We start from the raw sequence: 14,710 nt of genomic DNA on the forward strand, positions 1-14,710 counted from the left end.
ACCTTCGTCACACCGGCCACACGCTCTCGACGCAGTCGGGTGCCACGCTCAGGACACGATGGTCCGCGCCGGGCAGTCCTCCGAGCGGGCCGCGCTGATCTATCAGCACTCGAACCTGGAGCGTCAGCGCGAGGTGGACGACGGGATCGACGCCCGTGTCCGCGCCGAGCGGGAGAAGGTTTCCGGCGTGCCCGACGATCAGGCATCGGGCACGGAACGGGCACGCGAAGCCTGATCCGGTCTAGACAACAAAGAAGCCCCGGGCTCTTGGCCTGGGGCTTTCTCGTGGAGCGGGTGACGGGAATCGAACCCGCGCTCTGAGCTTGGGAAGCTCATGTTCTACCATTAAACTACACCCGCACAGCGCACCGGTGATCGGTGCCGCATCGTCGCACACTCTACCCCATCGCCCACCCCGCGGTGTATTTCGCCGCGAGGTGTTCGTGCTGTCCGGCGCCTGGATGCGGGTGCAGCGGGCGGGAGTTGGGGCGTAACCTCGGGGCGCGGAGTGCCGCGTGAGGTGCTGTCCGTGCCATCCCCTAATGTGGGGCTTCGTCCGCATTTGTTGGGGAAGGGGTCTGATGGACCTGATGGAGCGCACCGTCGTCCGCTGTGCCGAGGGGCACGTGTTCACCACCGCTTCGTTTCCGATGCAGCAGCTCGGGGCCGACCGGCTCGGGCCGGGGCGGCTCCTCCGGTGTCCCCGGTGTGCGCGGCTGAGGCATTCCGTGCCCGTCGCACAGGCGGAGCGCGTGGAGCAGAGCCGGCGGTAGCACAGGCAGCGCGAGCGCGTGGGCGGTGTCCGATTGGGGGCGGCCCGCGCGCTCTGCGTATCCTCGGGACGTGCTTCTCTCAGACAAGGACATCCGGGCCGAGATCGACGCCGGGCGCGTGCGCATCGATCCGTACGACGAATCCATGGTGCAGCCCTCGAGCATCGATGTGCGGCTGGACCGCTACTTCCGGGTGTTCGAGAATCACCGTTACCCCCACATCGACCCCGCCGTCGAGCAGGCCGATCTGACGCGGCTCGTCGAGCCGGAGGGGGACGAGGCGTTCATCCTGCATCCCGGTGAGTTCGTCCTCGCGTCGACCTACGAGGTCATCTCGCTGCCGGACGACCTTGCCTCGAGACTGGAGGGGAAGAGCTCCCTCGGGCGGCTCGGTCTGGTGACGCACTCGACCGCCGGGTTCATCGACCCCGGGTTCTCCGGGCACGTGACCCTGGAGTTGTCGAACCTCGCCACGCTGCCGATCAAGCTGTGGCCGGGGATGAAGATCGGACAGCTGTGCATGTTCCGGCTCACGTCCCCCGCCGAGGAGCCCTACGGCAGCGAGCGGTACGGGTCCCGGTACCAGGGGCAGCGGGGGCCGACCGCCTCCCGCTCGTTCATGAATTTCCATCGGACGCAGGTGTGAGGGCCGGACGACATGAGTGAAGTACGGGAGAACCTGACGTACGAGAAGTTCGGCGGGGCGATCCGTGAGCTCGCGCAGTCCATCGCCGACGACGGGTACGAGCCCGACATCGTGCTCTCCATCGCGCGCGGAGGCGTGTTCGTCGCCGGCGGGCTGGCGTACGCGCTGGACTGCAAGAACATCCACCTTGTGAACGTGGAGTTCTACACCGGCGTGGGCACCACGCTGGAGATGCCGGTCATGCTCGCGCCGGTCCCCAACGCCATCGATTTCTCGGACAAGAAGGTCCTGATCGCCGACGACGTCGCCGACACGGGCAAGACGCTCAAGCTCGTCCACGACTTCTGTGTCGACTCTGTCGCCGAGGTCCGCAGCGCCGTGATCTACGAGAAGTCGCACTCCCTCGTGAAGTGCGAGTACGTCTGGAAGCGCACCGACGAGTGGATCAACTTCCCGTGGAGCGTGGAGAAGCCCGTCGTGAGCAGGGCCGGACAGGTGCTGGACGCCTGAGCCGAGACGGAAGCCCTGAGCCGAGACGGAAGTCCTGAGCGGACGGAAGTCCGGAGCTGACAGGAGTCCTGAGCGGGCAGAAGCCCTGAGCGGGCAGAAGTGGAGAGGCCCCGCCGGTGATCCGGCGGGGCCTCTTCGTGCACGGGGTGCGCTCAGATGGTGCCGAGCTTGATGATCGACAGCAGCGCGATCAGTTGGATCGCCGACGCGCCGAGCGCCTTCGGCCACGGCAGGTCGTGCGACTTGCTCACCATCGTCGTGAACAGCGCCGCCGCCGCGAGCCAGGTCAGCCAGCCGAGCACCTGGACCAGGGAGTTCTCGCCGCCGAGGAACACGCCGAAGAGCAGTCGCGGTGCGTCCGTGATCGACATGATCAGCATGGAGAGGCCGACCGTCGGCTGCCATGCCCCGACACCGCCCAGCTGGCGGGCGAGCGTGTGCGTCACCGCGCCCAGGATCAGACCGCTGATCACGAACGCGACGCCGGTGGTGAGCACATACGGGATCGCGCTGGAGATCGTGGCGTTGATCGCCTCTTCGCGCGGTGCGTCGAAGCCGAAGATCGCGAGCAGCCCGTAGAGGAACGTGACGATGAGCGCCGGGCCCCACACGGGGTAGTCGCGCATCTGCAGGAACGTCGGGCCCGGGCGCAGCACGATGCCGCTCAGCAGCTGCTTCCAATGCAGCCGCGGACCGGCGGGCGCGGTGTCGGCCGCACCGGCGCGGTACGTCGCGCCGTCGCCGTACATGCCGTCGTCGTTGACGCTGAACGCCTGTGTGTGGCCGGGGTTGTTGGCCGCGTACGGGTCGTGGACGGGCGGCGCCTGGTGGTACGGGTCGCCGAAGTACTCCGGCTCGCCGTACGCGTCCTGGCGCTGCTGCTGCGGGTGCTGCGGTCTGCCACCCGGCTGCGGGCCGCCTGCTCGGGGCCACTGAGGGGGCCGCTGCCCGTACGGAGGCGCCGAAGGCGCGCCCTGGTAGGGCGGCGGCGCCTGGGGCGCCTGCTGTCGTTGCGGGGTGCGGTTGTCCCGGCCGCGTCCGATCCTGAATCCAGCCACGTATTCGAACGTACCCGGTCCGCGCTCCTGGGGTGGGCGGGGAGCGGGAACGGGCGGGGCTTTGCGGCCGAGCTGTGACATCCCCTAAGGGAACCCTGGGGTGTTGGCCCCAGTAAGCCTTTCCCGAGGTCAGGGAAGGGCAGGGGTTCCGGGGAGGTGGCCGGCAGCGGTCGGTCCGGTCACCGCAGGAACAGGGACGTGCTGAATGTGACTAGTGCACGCGAACGTGCCGACGCCGGGTGCCCGGGGTGGAGGGCGATCATGTCCGCTCGTTCGCCGCGGTGCGTTCTGGTGACCGTGTCCGGGCGCTTGTCGCCGTCGAAGTCCCCGTAGGCGAGGACGTCGGTCACCGGCTCGGTCTCGCCGGCCGGGAGCGCGGGAGCGGGCGGCGGTGTCACGCGGCGGAAGGCGTACGGGCCGCCGGGTCGGGTGGGTCCTTCGGGGCCGCCGAGCAGCAGTCTGCCCTTGGCGGCCGTGCCGGGTACATGCGTGCGGGGCAGGACCACCAGATCGTCGGCGCCGTCGCCGTCGGTGTCGGGCTTTCCCTCGGGGGCGGCGAGGGCAGGGCCGCCGCCGGGAGCGGGCGCGTCCGCGGCCTTCGGGGCGCCGGAGCGGGTGAAGGGTCCCCGGAGGTGGCTGATGCGGCCGGCGGACGCGGTGACGGCGAGGTCGGTGCTGCCGTCGCCGTCGAAGTCGCCGCACACGGGGTGGTCGGGCCAGTCGTTGCCGTAGCGCGCCTGCTCGGGGATGCGCAGGACGACCGCCTTGCCGGTGAGGCCGGTCGGGGAGCCGAACAGGATCTGCAGCGGTACGGGCGGGCGGCCGATGCCGTCGTACGGCGGATCGGTGGCCACGACGAGATCCGAGAAGCCGTCCTTGTCGAGGTCGCAGGCGGCCTCGGCGTCGAAGGCCGCGGGCAGGACGCCGCCGACCTCGGCGGCGTGGGTGCGCGGCGTCAGGAGCTGCCGTACGGCCGGGTCGAGGGCGCGCGGCGAGCCGGTGCCGTAGACGATGCCGATGCCGGCGTCGTCGCCGTGGCTGTCGCGGGGCGCCTTGACCAGGTCGTTCAGGACGAGGTCGCGGTGGCCGTCGCCGTTGAAGTCGGCGGGGACGCGGCTGCCGTTGCCGCGTGGGACGGGGAGTGACGGGGTGGCCGCGCGGCCCGAGAGCGGTGCCGTGTCGCCGTTCTTGGTGCCGGAGCGGCTCGAACGGTCGGGTGCGGGGGCGCTGTCACAGGCGGTCAGGCCCGTCAGCAGGGCCGCGCAGGCGCAGAGGGCGCCCATCGCCACCGCTGTTCGTCTCCGCACGACCCACCTCGTCCGTATCGTCCCTGTTCAGTCGTCCAGGAAGCCCCTGGGCGGCACTGGCGCCTCACGATGTTCGTCCGGCTGTGCCTGCCGGGGCAATGGGGAGGGCGGGATCGCAGGCCAAAGGTTATGCGGCCTGGGCGCCGATCCGGGCCGCACCGGAGCCCGGTACACGCAGGAGCGGCCGGTCCTGCCCCCGAGGCAGGTCCGGCCGCTCACTGGTTGTGCGGTTCGTCTACGGAGACGGCTACTTCACCGGCTCCGGTTCCGGGGCGTCCTCCGGTTCCGTGGAGGGCTCCGGGTCGGTCGGCGGTGTCTTCACCGAGTCGAGCAGCAGCTGCGCGACGTCGACGACCTGGAGGGACTCCTTGGCCTGGCCGTCGTTCTTCTTGCCGTTCACCGAGTCCGTGAGCATGACCAGGCAGAACGGGCAGGCGGTGGAGACGATGTCCGGGTTGAGGGACAGTGCCTCGTCGACGCGCTCGGTGTTGATGCGCTTGCCGATCCGCTCCTCCATCCACATCCGCGCACCACCGGCGCCGCAGCAGAAGCCGCGCTCCTTGTGGCGGTGCATCTCCTGCTGGCGCAGGCCCGGGACGGCGGACATGATCTCGCGCGGGGGCGTGTAGACCTTGTTGTGGCGGCCCAGGTAGCACGGGTCGTGATAGGTGATCAGACCGTCGACCGGCGTGACGGGGACGAGCTTGCCCTCGTCGATGAGGTGCTGGAGCAGCTGCGTGTGGTGGATGACCTCGAACTCGCCGCCCAGCTGCGGGTACTCGTTCGCGATCGTGTTGAAGCAGTGCGGGCAGGTCGCGACGATCTTCTTGGCCGACTTGGGCTTCTTCGTCGACTCGTCCTCGTCGTCCTCGCCGAACGCCATGTTGAGCATGGCGACGTTCTCCTGGCCGAGCTGCTGGAACAGCGGCTCGTTGCCGAGGCGGCGGGGCGAGTCACCCGTGCACTTCTCCTCGCCGCCCATGATCGCGAACTTGACGCCCGCCATGTGCAGCAGCTCCGCGAAGGCCTTGGTGGTCTTCTTGGCGCGGTCCTCCAGGGCGCCGGCGCAGCCGACCCAGTAGAGGTAGTCGACCTCGGTGAGGTCCTCGACGTCCTTGCCGACGATCGGGACCTCGAAGTCGACCTCCTTGGTCCACTCGACGCGCTGCTTCTTGGCCAGACCCCAGGGGTTGCCCTTCTTCTCCAGGTTCTTGAGCATCGTGCCCGCCTCGGACGGGAACGCGGACTCGATCATCACCTGGTAGCGGCGCATGTCGACGATGTGGTCGATGTGCTCGATGTCGACCGGGCACTGCTCGACGCAGGCGCCGCAGGTGGTGCAGGACCACAGGACGTCCGGGTCGATGACGCCGTTCTCCTCGACGGTGCCGATGAGCGGGCGCTCGGCCTCGGCGAGAGCCGCGGCGGGGACGTCCTTCAGCTGCTCCTCGGAGGCTTTCTCGTTGCCCTCCATGTCCTTGCCGCCGCCTGCCAGCAGGTACGGCGCCTTGGCGTGCGCGTGGTCGCGCAGCGACATGATCAGGAGCTTGGGGGACAGCGGCTTGCCGGTGTTCCAGGCGGGGCACTGCGACTGGCAGCGGCCGCACTCGGTACACGTGGAGAAGTCGAGGATGCCCTTCCAGGAGAACTGCTCGACCTGGGAGACGCCGAACACGTCGTCCTCGCCCGGGTCCTCCCAGTCGATCTCCTTGCCGCCCGACGTCATGGGCTTCAGCTCGCCGAGGGCACTCTCGCCGGTGGCGTTGCGCTTGAACCAGATGTTCGGGAAGCCGAGGAAGCGGTGCCAGGCCACACCCATGTTGGTGTTGAGCGCCACCGTGATCATCCAGATCAGCGAGACGGAGATCTTGATCATCGCGGTGAAGTAGACGAGCGTCTGCAGCGTTCCGAGGGACAGGCCCTTGAAGGCGAGCACCAGCGGGTACGACGCGAAGTACGCGGCCTCGTAGCCCTCGACGTGGTGGATCGCGCCCTCGAGGCCGCGCAGGGTGTAGATCGCCAGACCGATGGTGAGGATGACCGCCTCGACGAAGTACGCCTGGCCGGCCTTGGAGCCCGCGAAGCGCGACTTGCGGCCCGCGCGGGACGGCAGGTTGAGCATCCGGATCGCGATCAGGACGGCGATGCCGACGATCGTCATGACGCCGATGAACTCGATGTACATCTCGAACGGCACGAAGCCGCCGATGACCGGCAGCGTCCAGTCGGCCTCGAAGAGCTGGCCGTAGGCCTGGGCCAGGGTCGGCGGCAGCGTGAGGAACCCGATCGCCACGAACCAGTGCGCGAAGCCGACGATCCCCCACCGGTTCATCCGGGTGTGGCCGAGGAACTCCTTGACGAGGGTGATCGTCCGGGCCTTCGGGTTGTCGGTGCGGCTGCCGGCGGGCACGGACTGACCGAGCTTCACGAAGCGGTAGATCTGCGCGATGGCTCGGGCGAAGAGAGCAACGCCGACCACGGTCAGGGTCAGCGACACAATGATCGCGGCGAGTTGCATTGGGGGCTCCTCGGGCCTGCGAGGGTGGGAAGTATCGACACTACTAAGCGGTAACTTATTCAGTCTGTCTGAGACTACCCACTTATTCCGCCGCACTGTAGTTGGGCAGGCGGTGATCTGTGTCGCTCAGGCAACCCTGACCGGGGTCACCGGGACGGCTCGTGCGGGACGGCGTCCGGCGACCGCCACGGGCACCGTGCGGGCCAGGATCACCAGGTCGAGTCCCAGCCAGTGCTGCTCCACATAATGCAGGTCGAGCACGGCCATTTCCTCCCAGGGGAGGTCCGAGCGCCTGCTCGTCTGCCAGAGGCCCGTGATCCCGGGGCGCACGGTCGCGCGGGCGCGGGCGACGCCGTACGGTGCGGTCGCGGCGCCGACGGGTACGGGCGGCTGCGCCCGCGGGCCGACGAAGGACATCTCGCCGCGCACCACGTTGATCAGCTGGGGCAGCCGGTCGAGGAAGTGGCGGCGCAGGTGCCGTCCGACCGGCGTGACACGCCCGGCGCGCGTCGTGCGGAACGTGAACATCGCGAACGTGCGGCCGCCGAGGCCGGTGCGCTCGGCGCGGTCCAGGAAGAAGCCCCGGGATGCCACGGCGACGGTGGCCGCAACGGCCAGCAGGACCGGCGACAGCACCAGGAACAGGATCAGGCTGCCCGTCAGATCGACGACTCGCTTTGCCGGCATGAGGCGCGCCCTTCATCCCGAATGACAGTTCTTGACCGCATTTTTCGGCTATGACTCTCCCAGATGTGCGGGGAGTGGAGAGGGTGCGCCACGCGCGACAGGCCGGTCTGCAGGTAAGCGCCGGATAAAAGTTGAGCGGCCTCGACTCAGGTCTGTTGACTGGTTCGATCCGATGGGGCATCCTTGAGCGAGTTCCACTCAAGTCAGCTGGAGGAATTGAAATGGCACGTGCGGTCGGCATCGACCTGGGCACGACTAACTCCGTCGTCAGCGTTCTGGAGGGCGGCGAGCCCACCGTCATCACCAACGCCGAGGGTGCCAGGACCACGCCGTCCGTCGTCGCCTTCGCGAAGAACGGTGAGGTGCTGGTCGGCGAGGTGGCGAAGCGTCAGGCGGTCACCAACGTCGACAGGACCATCCGGTCCGTGAAGCGCCACATGGGCACGGACTGGAAGATCGAGCTCGACGGCAAGACCTTCAACCCGCAGCAGATGAGCGCGTTCATCCTGCAGAAGCTCAAGCGCGACGCCGAGTCGTACCTGGGCGAGAAGGTCACCGACGCGGTCATCACCGTCCCGGCGTACTTCAACGACTCCGAGCGCCAGGCCACCAAGGAGGCCGGTGAGATCGCGGGCCTCAACGTCCTGCGTATCGTCAACGAGCCCACCGCGGCCGCCCTGGCCTACGGCCTGGACAAGGACGACCAGACCATTCTGGTCTTCGACCTCGGTGGCGGCACCTTCGACGTCTCGCTGCTCGAGATCGGCGACGGCGTCGTCGAGGTGAAGGCGACCAACGGTGACAACCACCTCGGTGGTGACGACTGGGACCAGCGCGTCGTCGACTACCTGGTGAAGCAGTTCGCCAACGGCCACGGCGTCGACCTGGCCAAGGACAAGATGGCTCTCCAGCGTCTCCGCGAGGCCGCGGAGAAGGCGAAGATCGAGCTGTCGTCCTCGACCGAGACGACGATCAACCTGCCGTACATCACGGCCTCCGCCGAGGGCCCGCTGCACCTGGACGAGAAGCTCACGCGCTCGCAGTTCCAGCAGCTCACCGTGGACCTGCTCGACCGCTGCAAGACCCCGTTCCACAACGTCATCAAGGACGCCGGCATCGCGCTGTCCGAGATCGACCACGTGGTTCTGGTCGGCGGTTCGACCCGTATGCCCGCCGTCGCCGAGCTCGTCAAGGAGCTGACCGGCGGTCAGGACGCCAACAAGGGCGTCAACCCGGACGAGGTCGTCGCCATCGGCGCCGCCCTGCAGGCCGGTGTCCTCAAGGGTGAGGTCAAGGACGTCCTGCTCCTCGACGTGACCCCGCTGTCCCTCGGTATCGAGACCAAGGGCGGCATCATGACCAAGCTCATCGAGCGCAACACCACGATCCCGACCAAGCGGTCCGAGATCTTCACGACGGCCGAGGACAACCAGCCGTCCGTGCAGATCCAGGTCTACCAGGGCGAGCGCGAGATCGCGGCGTACAACAAGAAGCTCGGGATGTTCGAGCTGACCGGTCTGCCGCCGGCCCCTCGTGGGGTCCCGCAGATCGAGGTCGCCTTCGACATCGACGCCAACGGCATCATGCACGTGACCGCGAAGGACCTGGGCACGGGCAAGGAGCAGAAGATGACCGTCACCGGCGGCTCCTCGCTGCCGAAGGACGAGGTCGACCGCATGCGCCAGGAGGCCGAGCAGTACGCGGACGAGGACCACCGTCGCCGCGAGGCCGCCGAGACCCGCAACCAGGGCGAGCAGCTCGTCTACCAGACCGAGAAGTTCCTCAAGGACAACGAGGACAAGGTCCCCGGCGACGTCAAGACCGAGGTCGAGACCGCGCTCGGCGAGCTGAAGGAGAAGCTCAAGGGCGAGGACACGGCCGAGATCCGCACCGCGACCGAGAAGGTCGCCGCGGTCAGCCAGAAGCTCGGTCAGGCGCTGTACGCCAACGCCGCCCCCGAGGGCGCCGCGGCCGGTGCCGGCGAGCAGGCGCAGGCCGCCGACGGCGACGACGTGGTCGACGCCGAGATCGTGGACGACGAGAAGGACGCCAAGGGTGGTGCCGCGTGACGGAGGAGACTCCGGGCTTCGACGAGAAGCCCGACGTCCCCTCGGGCGCCACACCTGACGACGCCGCCGAGTCCGCCGAGTCCTCCGAGAAGGAGGGCCCGGCGGCCCCGGCAGGGGACGCAGCAAAGATCGCCGGTCTGACGGCACAGCTGGACCAGGTCCGGACCGCGCTCAACGAGCGCACGGCCGACCTCCAGCGCCTCCAGGCCGAGTACCAGAACTACCGCCGCCGCGTGGAGCGCGACAGGGTCACGGTCAAGGAGATCGCCACGGCGACGCTGCTGACCGAACTCCTGCCCGTGCTCGACGACATCGGCCGCGCGCGGGACCACGGGGAGCTGGTGGGCGGCTTCAAGTCCGTCGCCGAGTCCCTGGAGACCGCGGCGGCCAAGATGGGCCTCCAGCAGTTCGGCAAGGAGGGCGAGCCCTTCGACCCGACGGTCCACGAGGCCCTGATGCACTCGTATGCGCCGGATGTCACCGAGACCACGTGCGTCGCGGTGCTGCAGCCGGGGTACCGCATCGGCGAGCGCACGATCCGCCCCGCGCGGGTCGCGGTGGCCGAGCCCCAGCCGGGTGCGGCCCCGGCGGGCAGGGAAGAGAAGCAGGCCGACGAGGAGAGCGGTGGCCCCGAGGAGGGCTGACGCAGGAAACGTCCGGGAGGAGGGACGCCGATGAGCACGAAGGACTTCGTCGAGAAGGACTACTACAAGGTCCTCGGCGTCCCCAAGGACGCCACCGAGGCCGAGATCAAGAAGGCGTACCGGAAGCTCGCCCGCGAGAACCACCCGGACGCCAACAAGGGCGACACCAAGGCGGAGGAGCGCTTCAAGGAGATCTCCGAGGCCAACGACATCCTCGGCGACCCCAAGCGGCGCAAGGAGTACGACGAGGCGCGCGCCCTGTTCGGCAACGGCGGCTTCCGGGCACCCGGCGCCGGTGGCCCCGGCGGCAGCTTCAACTTCGACCTGGGTGACCTCTTCGGAGGCGCCCAGGGCGGAGGCCAGCCCGGCGCCGGCGGCTTCGGCGGCGGCCTCGGGGACGTGTTCGGCGGCCTGTTCAACCGGGGCGCCGGTCCGGGTGCGCGTACACAGCCGCGCCGCGGCCAGGACATCGAGTCCGAGGTGACGCTCAGCTTCACCGAGGCGGTCGACGGGGCCACGGTCCCGCTGCGGATGTCCAGCCAGGCGCCCTGCAAGGCCTGTTCGGGCACCGGCGACAAGAACGGCACGCCGCGGGTGTGCCCCACGTGTGTCGGCACCGGCCAGGTCTCGCGCGGCGGCAGCGGATCCTTCTCGCTGACTGACCCGTGCGTGGACTGCAAGGGCCGCGGACTGATCGCCCAGGACCCCTGCGAGGTCTGCAAGGGCAGCGGGCGGGCCCGTTCCTCGCGGACGATGCAGGTGCGCATCCCGGCGGGTGTCTCCGACGGGCAGCGGATCCGGCTGCGCGGCAAGGGCGCACCGGGCGAGCGCGGCGGACCGGCCGGCGATCTGTATGTCGTCGTCCACGTCGACGCCCACCCGGTCTTCGGCCGCAAGGACGACAACCTCACCGTCACCGTGCCCGTCACCTACACGGAGGCGGCGCTGGGCGGCGAGGTGAAGGTGCCGACCCTCGGCGGCCCCCCGGTCACCCTGAAGCTGCCGCCCGGCACCCCCAACGGCCGCACGATGCGCGCCCGCGGCAAGGGCGCGGTCCGCAAGGACGGCACCCGCGGCGACCTGCTGGTCACCGTCGAGGTCGCCGTGCCTGTGGAGCTGAGCGACAAGGCGAAGGAAGCGCTGGAGGCCTACCGCGAAGCCACTGCGGACGAGGACCCGCGGGCCGAGCTGTTCCAGGCCGCGAAGGGAGCTTGAGATGGACGGACGTCGTCGTCGCAATCCCTATGAGCTGACGGATGAGTCGCCGGTGTACGTCATCTCGGTGGCCGCCCAGCTGTCGGGTCTGCATCCGCAGACGCTGCGGCAGTACGACCGTCTCGGGCTCGTCTCCCCGGACCGCACGCCCGGCCGGGGCCGGCGCTACTCGGCCCGCGACATCGAACTGCTGCGCACGGTGCAGCAGTTGTCGCAGGACGAGGGCATCAACCTCGCGGGCATCAAGCGCATCATCGAACTGGAGAACCAGGTCGCGGCGCTCCAGGCGCGCGTCGCCGAACTGTCGGCGGCCGTGGAGGGCGCTGCGGCGGCGATGCAGCAGCGCGAGGCACAGGTGCACGCGTCGTACCGGCGCGACCTGGTGCCGTACCAGGACGTGCAGCAGACCAGCGCGCTGGTGGTGTGGCGGCCCAAGCGGCCCGAGTAGGGCGGCAGTTGTCACGGAGTTGAGTTTCGGCGAGGGGCCGGGGAGCGGGAGCTCCCCGGCCCCTCGCCATGTCGGTCACTTCTCCGCGGTGGGCGGGCCACGTGGTCGCCCACGCCGCCGATGCCCGCCTGAGCGAGCAGTGCACCGAGGTGGGTGCGGCTCGAAGCGCCGAGAGTCTGCATCAGTCGGGCGATGTGCGCACACCCGCAAGCCCCTGGCGTATGTCGCCGAACTCACCGCCCCCGCAAACCGCTCGGGCGGGAACCCCAGCCGAGCGCGTTCACTGTCTCCTCGCGGCCCTGGTCAACACGACCACGTGCTGCAAAGACCTCCAGAAACCGCTATGAGCTGCCCGGCCCTGGCGATGTCCGGGCAGGGGGCGCCTCTGCACGGCTCAGCTTCGTGCAGTGCAACAACATGACGGTGGTGGCTGCGCCGCGACCACGAGAGAGTCGATGACGCGGCGGGTGGAGACAGGGGGAACCTACGGCGCCCTGGTGGTGAGCGATTACGTCTTCACCGCGTCCGCGCATTCAGTAGTGCATCGAACACAGGGGAGGATTCATGTCCATCGGCAGAACTGCAACCAGGATCCTGGTAGGCGGCGCGGCCGTGCTCGCGCTGTCCGGAGCCGGCCAGGCATTCGCCGGCGCGGGGGAAAATCTGGACTCGTCGGTCTACGGCGCGAAGACTTGGAGTCACGGCACCAACGGCCAGGTCGCCGTCAGGGACACCGTGGGAGACAGCCACTCCGTCTATGCCCTCTACGACCGCCGAGGTAACACCGGCCTGCGCCTCAACAACTCCAGGGGTCACGGCTACACCGTCTACAGCGGCATGGACGAGACGAACTATGTCCGCAAGGTGACCGCATGCGTCAACATCCAGCTCAGCCCCGACAGTTGTGGCCCTGACGACCGCCCCGGCGACGATTTCTAGGCGACAGTGATGCGGTGGGGCGGTCTAGAACGCCCCACCGCATTCTTGCGTTCCCGGACACCGACGACACAGTGAGGACGACCACCCCCATGCAGACAGCACAGGACACCGCCGCAGACACGCGGAGGGTACTGGAGATCGCCGGGCTCAGTCATCGGATCGGCGGACGCACACTGTTCGACGGCCTCCGGCTGTCCTTGCGGGCAGGCGAGTCGATCGCCGTGACCGGACCGTCCGGATCCGGGAAGAGCACATTGTTGTCCTGCGTGCTGGGCCTGATCACCCCGGACAAGGGAACGGTCACCGTCACCGGCGCCGAGACCACCCGCCTCCGCGCATCCCAACTCGCCCAATTACGCGCCAAGTCGATCGGCATGGTCTTCCAGTTCGGTGAACTCCTCCCGGAACTCAGTCCGCTGGACAACGTCGTCCTCGCCGCCCTCCTCTCCCGCCGCGGCCAAGGTGACGTGAGAGCGCGTGCACAACGCCTCCTCGACGACCTCGGCGTGCCACAAGCGGCGACCAGCCAGGAACTCTCCGGCGGAGAACGGCAGCGCACAGCGGTGGCCCGCGCCCTGATCAACGAGCCGGCCCTCCTACTGGCCGACGAGCCGACCGGCGCCCTGGACACCGAAACCCGGGACAAGACCGCCCAGTTGCTGTTCGACCTGCCCCAGCAGTACTCCTGCGGACTCCTTGTGGTCACTCACGACCTGGGAATAGCCGCCCGCGCGGACCGCACCCTGCACCTCACCGCCGGAATCCTCGAACCGGCCACCGCGCGAGAGGCACGCTGATGGCCACCACCACGAGAGGACTGGTACGTCAGCTCCTCACCGTCGGACGTACCGCCGGCCGGAAAGCAGAGGCGGGAGGTGCCCGCTTCGTCGCCCTCCTCCTCGCCACCCTGGTCCTCACCCTCGCCATGGGCAGCCTCGTCGCGGTCCACGCCGTGTACACGGGCAAGGAACAACACCGCACCGCCAGAACCCCCGTCATCGCAGAGCGCGAAGGCCCCCTCAGTTCCACCGTGTGGCTTGTGGGATCCGACTCCCTCAACGGCGAACGACGCTTCAGCGTCGTGTACCTGTCCCCGCGCCAGGGCGATGCGCCGTTGCCGCCCGGAGTGGAACACTGGCCGGCACCCGGCGAGGCAGTGCTGTCCCCTGCCCTGAGGAAAGCGGGTGCGGACGAGGACATCGATCACCGCTACGGCAAGCTGGCCGGCACCATCCAGGCATCCGGCCTGGACGAGCCGACCGAATGGCTCGCCTACGTCCGACCGCGCGACGGCCTCAGTGCCGAGCGGCCGAACGAGGTCGTCACCGGCTTCGGTCCGGCCGACGGCCGGATCCTGCCCTACCTGGAACCCGGCTCGGGACGGCAGGACGACAAAGCCGAATGGATGTTCCAGGCCGCTGTGGCAGGCATGCTCCTCCTGCCGGGCCTCGTCCTCCTCCTCGTCGCCGCACGCACCGGCGCCCACGCCCGCGACCGCAGGACCGCCCTGGTCGCCGCACTCGGCGGACAGCGCAGGGACAGAGCCCTCATCGCCCTCGGCGAAGCAGGCCACCCGGTCCTCACCGGCGCACTCCTCGGCGCCGCAGCCGTCACCGCAACCCTGCTGCACGACACCCACATCCCGTACACCGACTACATCCTGTCGTCCGCGTACCTGCGCGAACACGGCCGGCAGATCATCCTCACCCCCGTCATAGCGCTCCTGACCGTCCTCGCGGCAGTCGTCACCGCAGACCTCGCACCACGCCGGGGCGCCAACGGAACACGTCCCCACAGCGGGGCCCCCTCCGTCTGGCTTCCCCGCATCGCCGCACTGTTCCCCGTCATGTTCCTCATCGCGCTGTACGGCCCCGACTTCGCCGGGCAGGGATCCGC

The 14,710-nt window shown here is 69.1% G+C and carries 13 protein-coding genes, 1 tRNA gene and 3 pseudogenes; 11 read left to right on the forward strand and 6 right to left on the reverse strand.

Annotation, left to right across the window (positions count from 1 at the left end; genetic code table 11):
* Positions 1-235, forward strand: a pseudogene (locus AC067Z_RS27585) (integrase); the annotation flags it as partial.
* A gap of 51 nt (positions 236-286) precedes the next feature.
* Here AC067Z_RS27585 and AC067Z_RS27590 read toward each other — a convergent pair.
* Positions 287-360, reverse strand: a tRNA-Gly gene (locus AC067Z_RS27590).
* Positions 361-581: 221 nt separating this feature from the next.
* Here AC067Z_RS27590 and AC067Z_RS27595 point away from each other — a divergent pair.
* From AC067Z_RS27595 to AC067Z_RS27605, 3 genes are all read left to right on the forward strand, one after another.
* Entirely contained in the window at positions 582-773 is a 192-nt protein-coding gene (locus AC067Z_RS27595) for a hypothetical protein (RefSeq protein ID WP_478792317.1), read from the forward strand.
* Between the two features lie 70 nt (positions 774-843).
* The gene (gene dcd / locus AC067Z_RS27600; RefSeq protein ID WP_215184066.1) at positions 844-1,419 is read left to right on the forward strand and encodes a dCTP deaminase; all 576 of its coding nucleotides are present in this window, start codon (positions 844-846) and stop codon (positions 1,417-1,419) included.
* 12 nt (positions 1,420-1,431) lie between these two features.
* Positions 1,432-1,929, forward strand: a complete 498-nt coding sequence (locus tag AC067Z_RS27605; RefSeq protein WP_478792318.1) for a phosphoribosyltransferase — start codon at positions 1,432-1,434, stop codon at positions 1,927-1,929.
* A 152-nt stretch (positions 1,930-2,081) separates the two neighbouring features.
* Here AC067Z_RS27605 and AC067Z_RS27610 read toward each other — a convergent pair whose 3' ends face one another.
* The 4 genes from AC067Z_RS27610 to AC067Z_RS27625 all read right to left on the reverse strand — a co-directional run bounded on the left by AC067Z_RS27610 (position 2,082) and on the right by AC067Z_RS27625 (position 7,499).
* Positions 2,082-2,987: a Yip1 family protein gene (locus AC067Z_RS27610; protein ID WP_478792319.1), complete on the reverse strand. Its 906-nt coding sequence runs from the start codon at positions 2,985-2,987 to the stop codon at positions 2,082-2,084.
* Between the two features lie 179 nt (positions 2,988-3,166).
* On the reverse strand, positions 3,167-4,270 hold the full coding sequence (locus AC067Z_RS27615; RefSeq protein ID WP_478792335.1) for an FG-GAP repeat domain-containing protein: 1,104 nt from the start codon (positions 4,268-4,270) through the stop codon (positions 3,167-3,169).
* 271 nt (positions 4,271-4,541) lie between these two features.
* The gene (locus AC067Z_RS27620) at positions 4,542-6,812 is read right to left on the reverse strand and encodes a (Fe-S)-binding protein (RefSeq protein ID WP_478792320.1); all 2,271 of its coding nucleotides are present in this window, start codon (positions 6,810-6,812) and stop codon (positions 4,542-4,544) included.
* A gap of 126 nt (positions 6,813-6,938) precedes the next feature.
* On the reverse strand, positions 6,939-7,499 hold the full coding sequence (locus AC067Z_RS27625) for a sugar transferase (protein WP_478792321.1): 561 nt from the start codon (positions 7,497-7,499) through the stop codon (positions 6,939-6,941).
* Between the two features lie 221 nt (positions 7,500-7,720).
* On the opposite strand from AC067Z_RS27625, the gene dnaK reads away from it, so the two are divergent.
* The 4 genes from dnaK to AC067Z_RS27645 are packed head-to-tail and all read left to right on the forward strand — an operon-like array spanning position 7,721 to position 11,875.
* Complete coding sequence (gene dnaK / locus AC067Z_RS27630) at positions 7,721-9,568, forward strand: molecular chaperone DnaK (protein WP_478792322.1); 1,848 nt, start codon at positions 7,721-7,723, stop codon at positions 9,566-9,568.
* Positions 9,565-10,212, forward strand: a complete 648-nt coding sequence (grpE, locus tag AC067Z_RS27635) for a nucleotide exchange factor GrpE (RefSeq protein ID WP_478792323.1) — start codon at positions 9,565-9,567, stop codon at positions 10,210-10,212. The genes dnaK and grpE overlap by 4 nt, the downstream gene beginning before the upstream one ends.
* A gap of 30 nt (positions 10,213-10,242) precedes the next feature.
* The gene (gene dnaJ / locus AC067Z_RS27640; protein WP_478792324.1) at positions 10,243-11,427 is read left to right on the forward strand and encodes a molecular chaperone DnaJ; all 1,185 of its coding nucleotides are present in this window, start codon (positions 10,243-10,245) and stop codon (positions 11,425-11,427) included.
* Position 11,428: 1 nt separating this feature from the next.
* Positions 11,429-11,875, forward strand: a complete 447-nt coding sequence (locus AC067Z_RS27645) for a heat shock protein transcriptional repressor HspR (RefSeq protein ID WP_478792325.1) — start codon at positions 11,429-11,431, stop codon at positions 11,873-11,875.
* An 11-nt stretch (positions 11,876-11,886) separates the two neighbouring features.
* Here AC067Z_RS27645 and AC067Z_RS27650 read toward each other — a convergent pair.
* Positions 11,887-12,075 (reverse strand): annotated as a pseudogene (locus AC067Z_RS27650) (LuxR family transcriptional regulator); the annotation flags it as partial.
* A gap of 364 nt (positions 12,076-12,439) precedes the next feature.
* On the opposite strand from AC067Z_RS27650, the gene AC067Z_RS27655 reads away from it, so the two are divergent.
* From AC067Z_RS27655 to AC067Z_RS27665, 3 genes and pseudogenes are all read left to right on the forward strand, one after another.
* On the forward strand, positions 12,440-12,814 hold the full coding sequence (locus AC067Z_RS27655) for a hypothetical protein (RefSeq protein WP_478792326.1): 375 nt from the start codon (positions 12,440-12,442) through the stop codon (positions 12,812-12,814).
* A gap of 89 nt (positions 12,815-12,903) precedes the next feature.
* Positions 12,904-13,611: an ABC transporter ATP-binding protein gene (locus AC067Z_RS27660; RefSeq protein ID WP_478792327.1), complete on the forward strand. Its 708-nt coding sequence runs from the start codon at positions 12,904-12,906 to the stop codon at positions 13,609-13,611.
* Positions 13,611-14,710: pseudogene (locus tag AC067Z_RS27665) on the forward strand (ABC transporter permease); the annotation flags it as partial. The gene AC067Z_RS27660 and the pseudogene AC067Z_RS27665, both read left to right, overlap by 1 nt.

The organism is Streptomyces sp. NPDC043812 (assembly GCF_056436245.1).

Excerpts from the sequence above, each read along its gene's own strand:
- AC067Z_RS27595 (WP_478792317.1), top strand. The coding sequence starts at position 582 with ATGGACCTGATGGAGCGCACCGTCGTCCGCTGTGCCGAGGGGCACGTG.
- AC067Z_RS27605 (WP_478792318.1), top strand. The coding sequence starts at position 1,432 with ATGAGTGAAGTACGGGAGAACCTGACGTACGAGAAGTTCGGCGGGGCG.
- AC067Z_RS27615 (WP_478792335.1), bottom strand. The coding sequence starts at position 4,270 with ATGGGCGCCCTCTGCGCCTGCGCGGCCCTGCTGACGGGCCTGACCGCC.
- AC067Z_RS27620 (WP_478792320.1), bottom strand. The coding sequence starts at position 6,812 with ATGCAACTCGCCGCGATCATTGTGTCGCTGACCCTGACCGTGGTCGGC.
- AC067Z_RS27625 (WP_478792321.1), bottom strand. The coding sequence starts at position 7,499 with ATGCCGGCAAAGCGAGTCGTCGATCTGACGGGCAGCCTGATCCTGTTC.
- dnaK (WP_478792322.1), top strand. The coding sequence starts at position 7,721 with ATGGCACGTGCGGTCGGCATCGACCTGGGCACGACTAACTCCGTCGTC.
- dnaJ (WP_478792324.1), top strand. The coding sequence starts at position 10,243 with ATGAGCACGAAGGACTTCGTCGAGAAGGACTACTACAAGGTCCTCGGC.
- AC067Z_RS27645 (WP_478792325.1), top strand. The coding sequence starts at position 11,429 with ATGGACGGACGTCGTCGTCGCAATCCCTATGAGCTGACGGATGAGTCG.
- AC067Z_RS27655 (WP_478792326.1), top strand. The coding sequence starts at position 12,440 with ATGTCCATCGGCAGAACTGCAACCAGGATCCTGGTAGGCGGCGCGGCC.
- AC067Z_RS27660 (WP_478792327.1), top strand. The coding sequence starts at position 12,904 with ATGCAGACAGCACAGGACACCGCCGCAGACACGCGGAGGGTACTGGAG.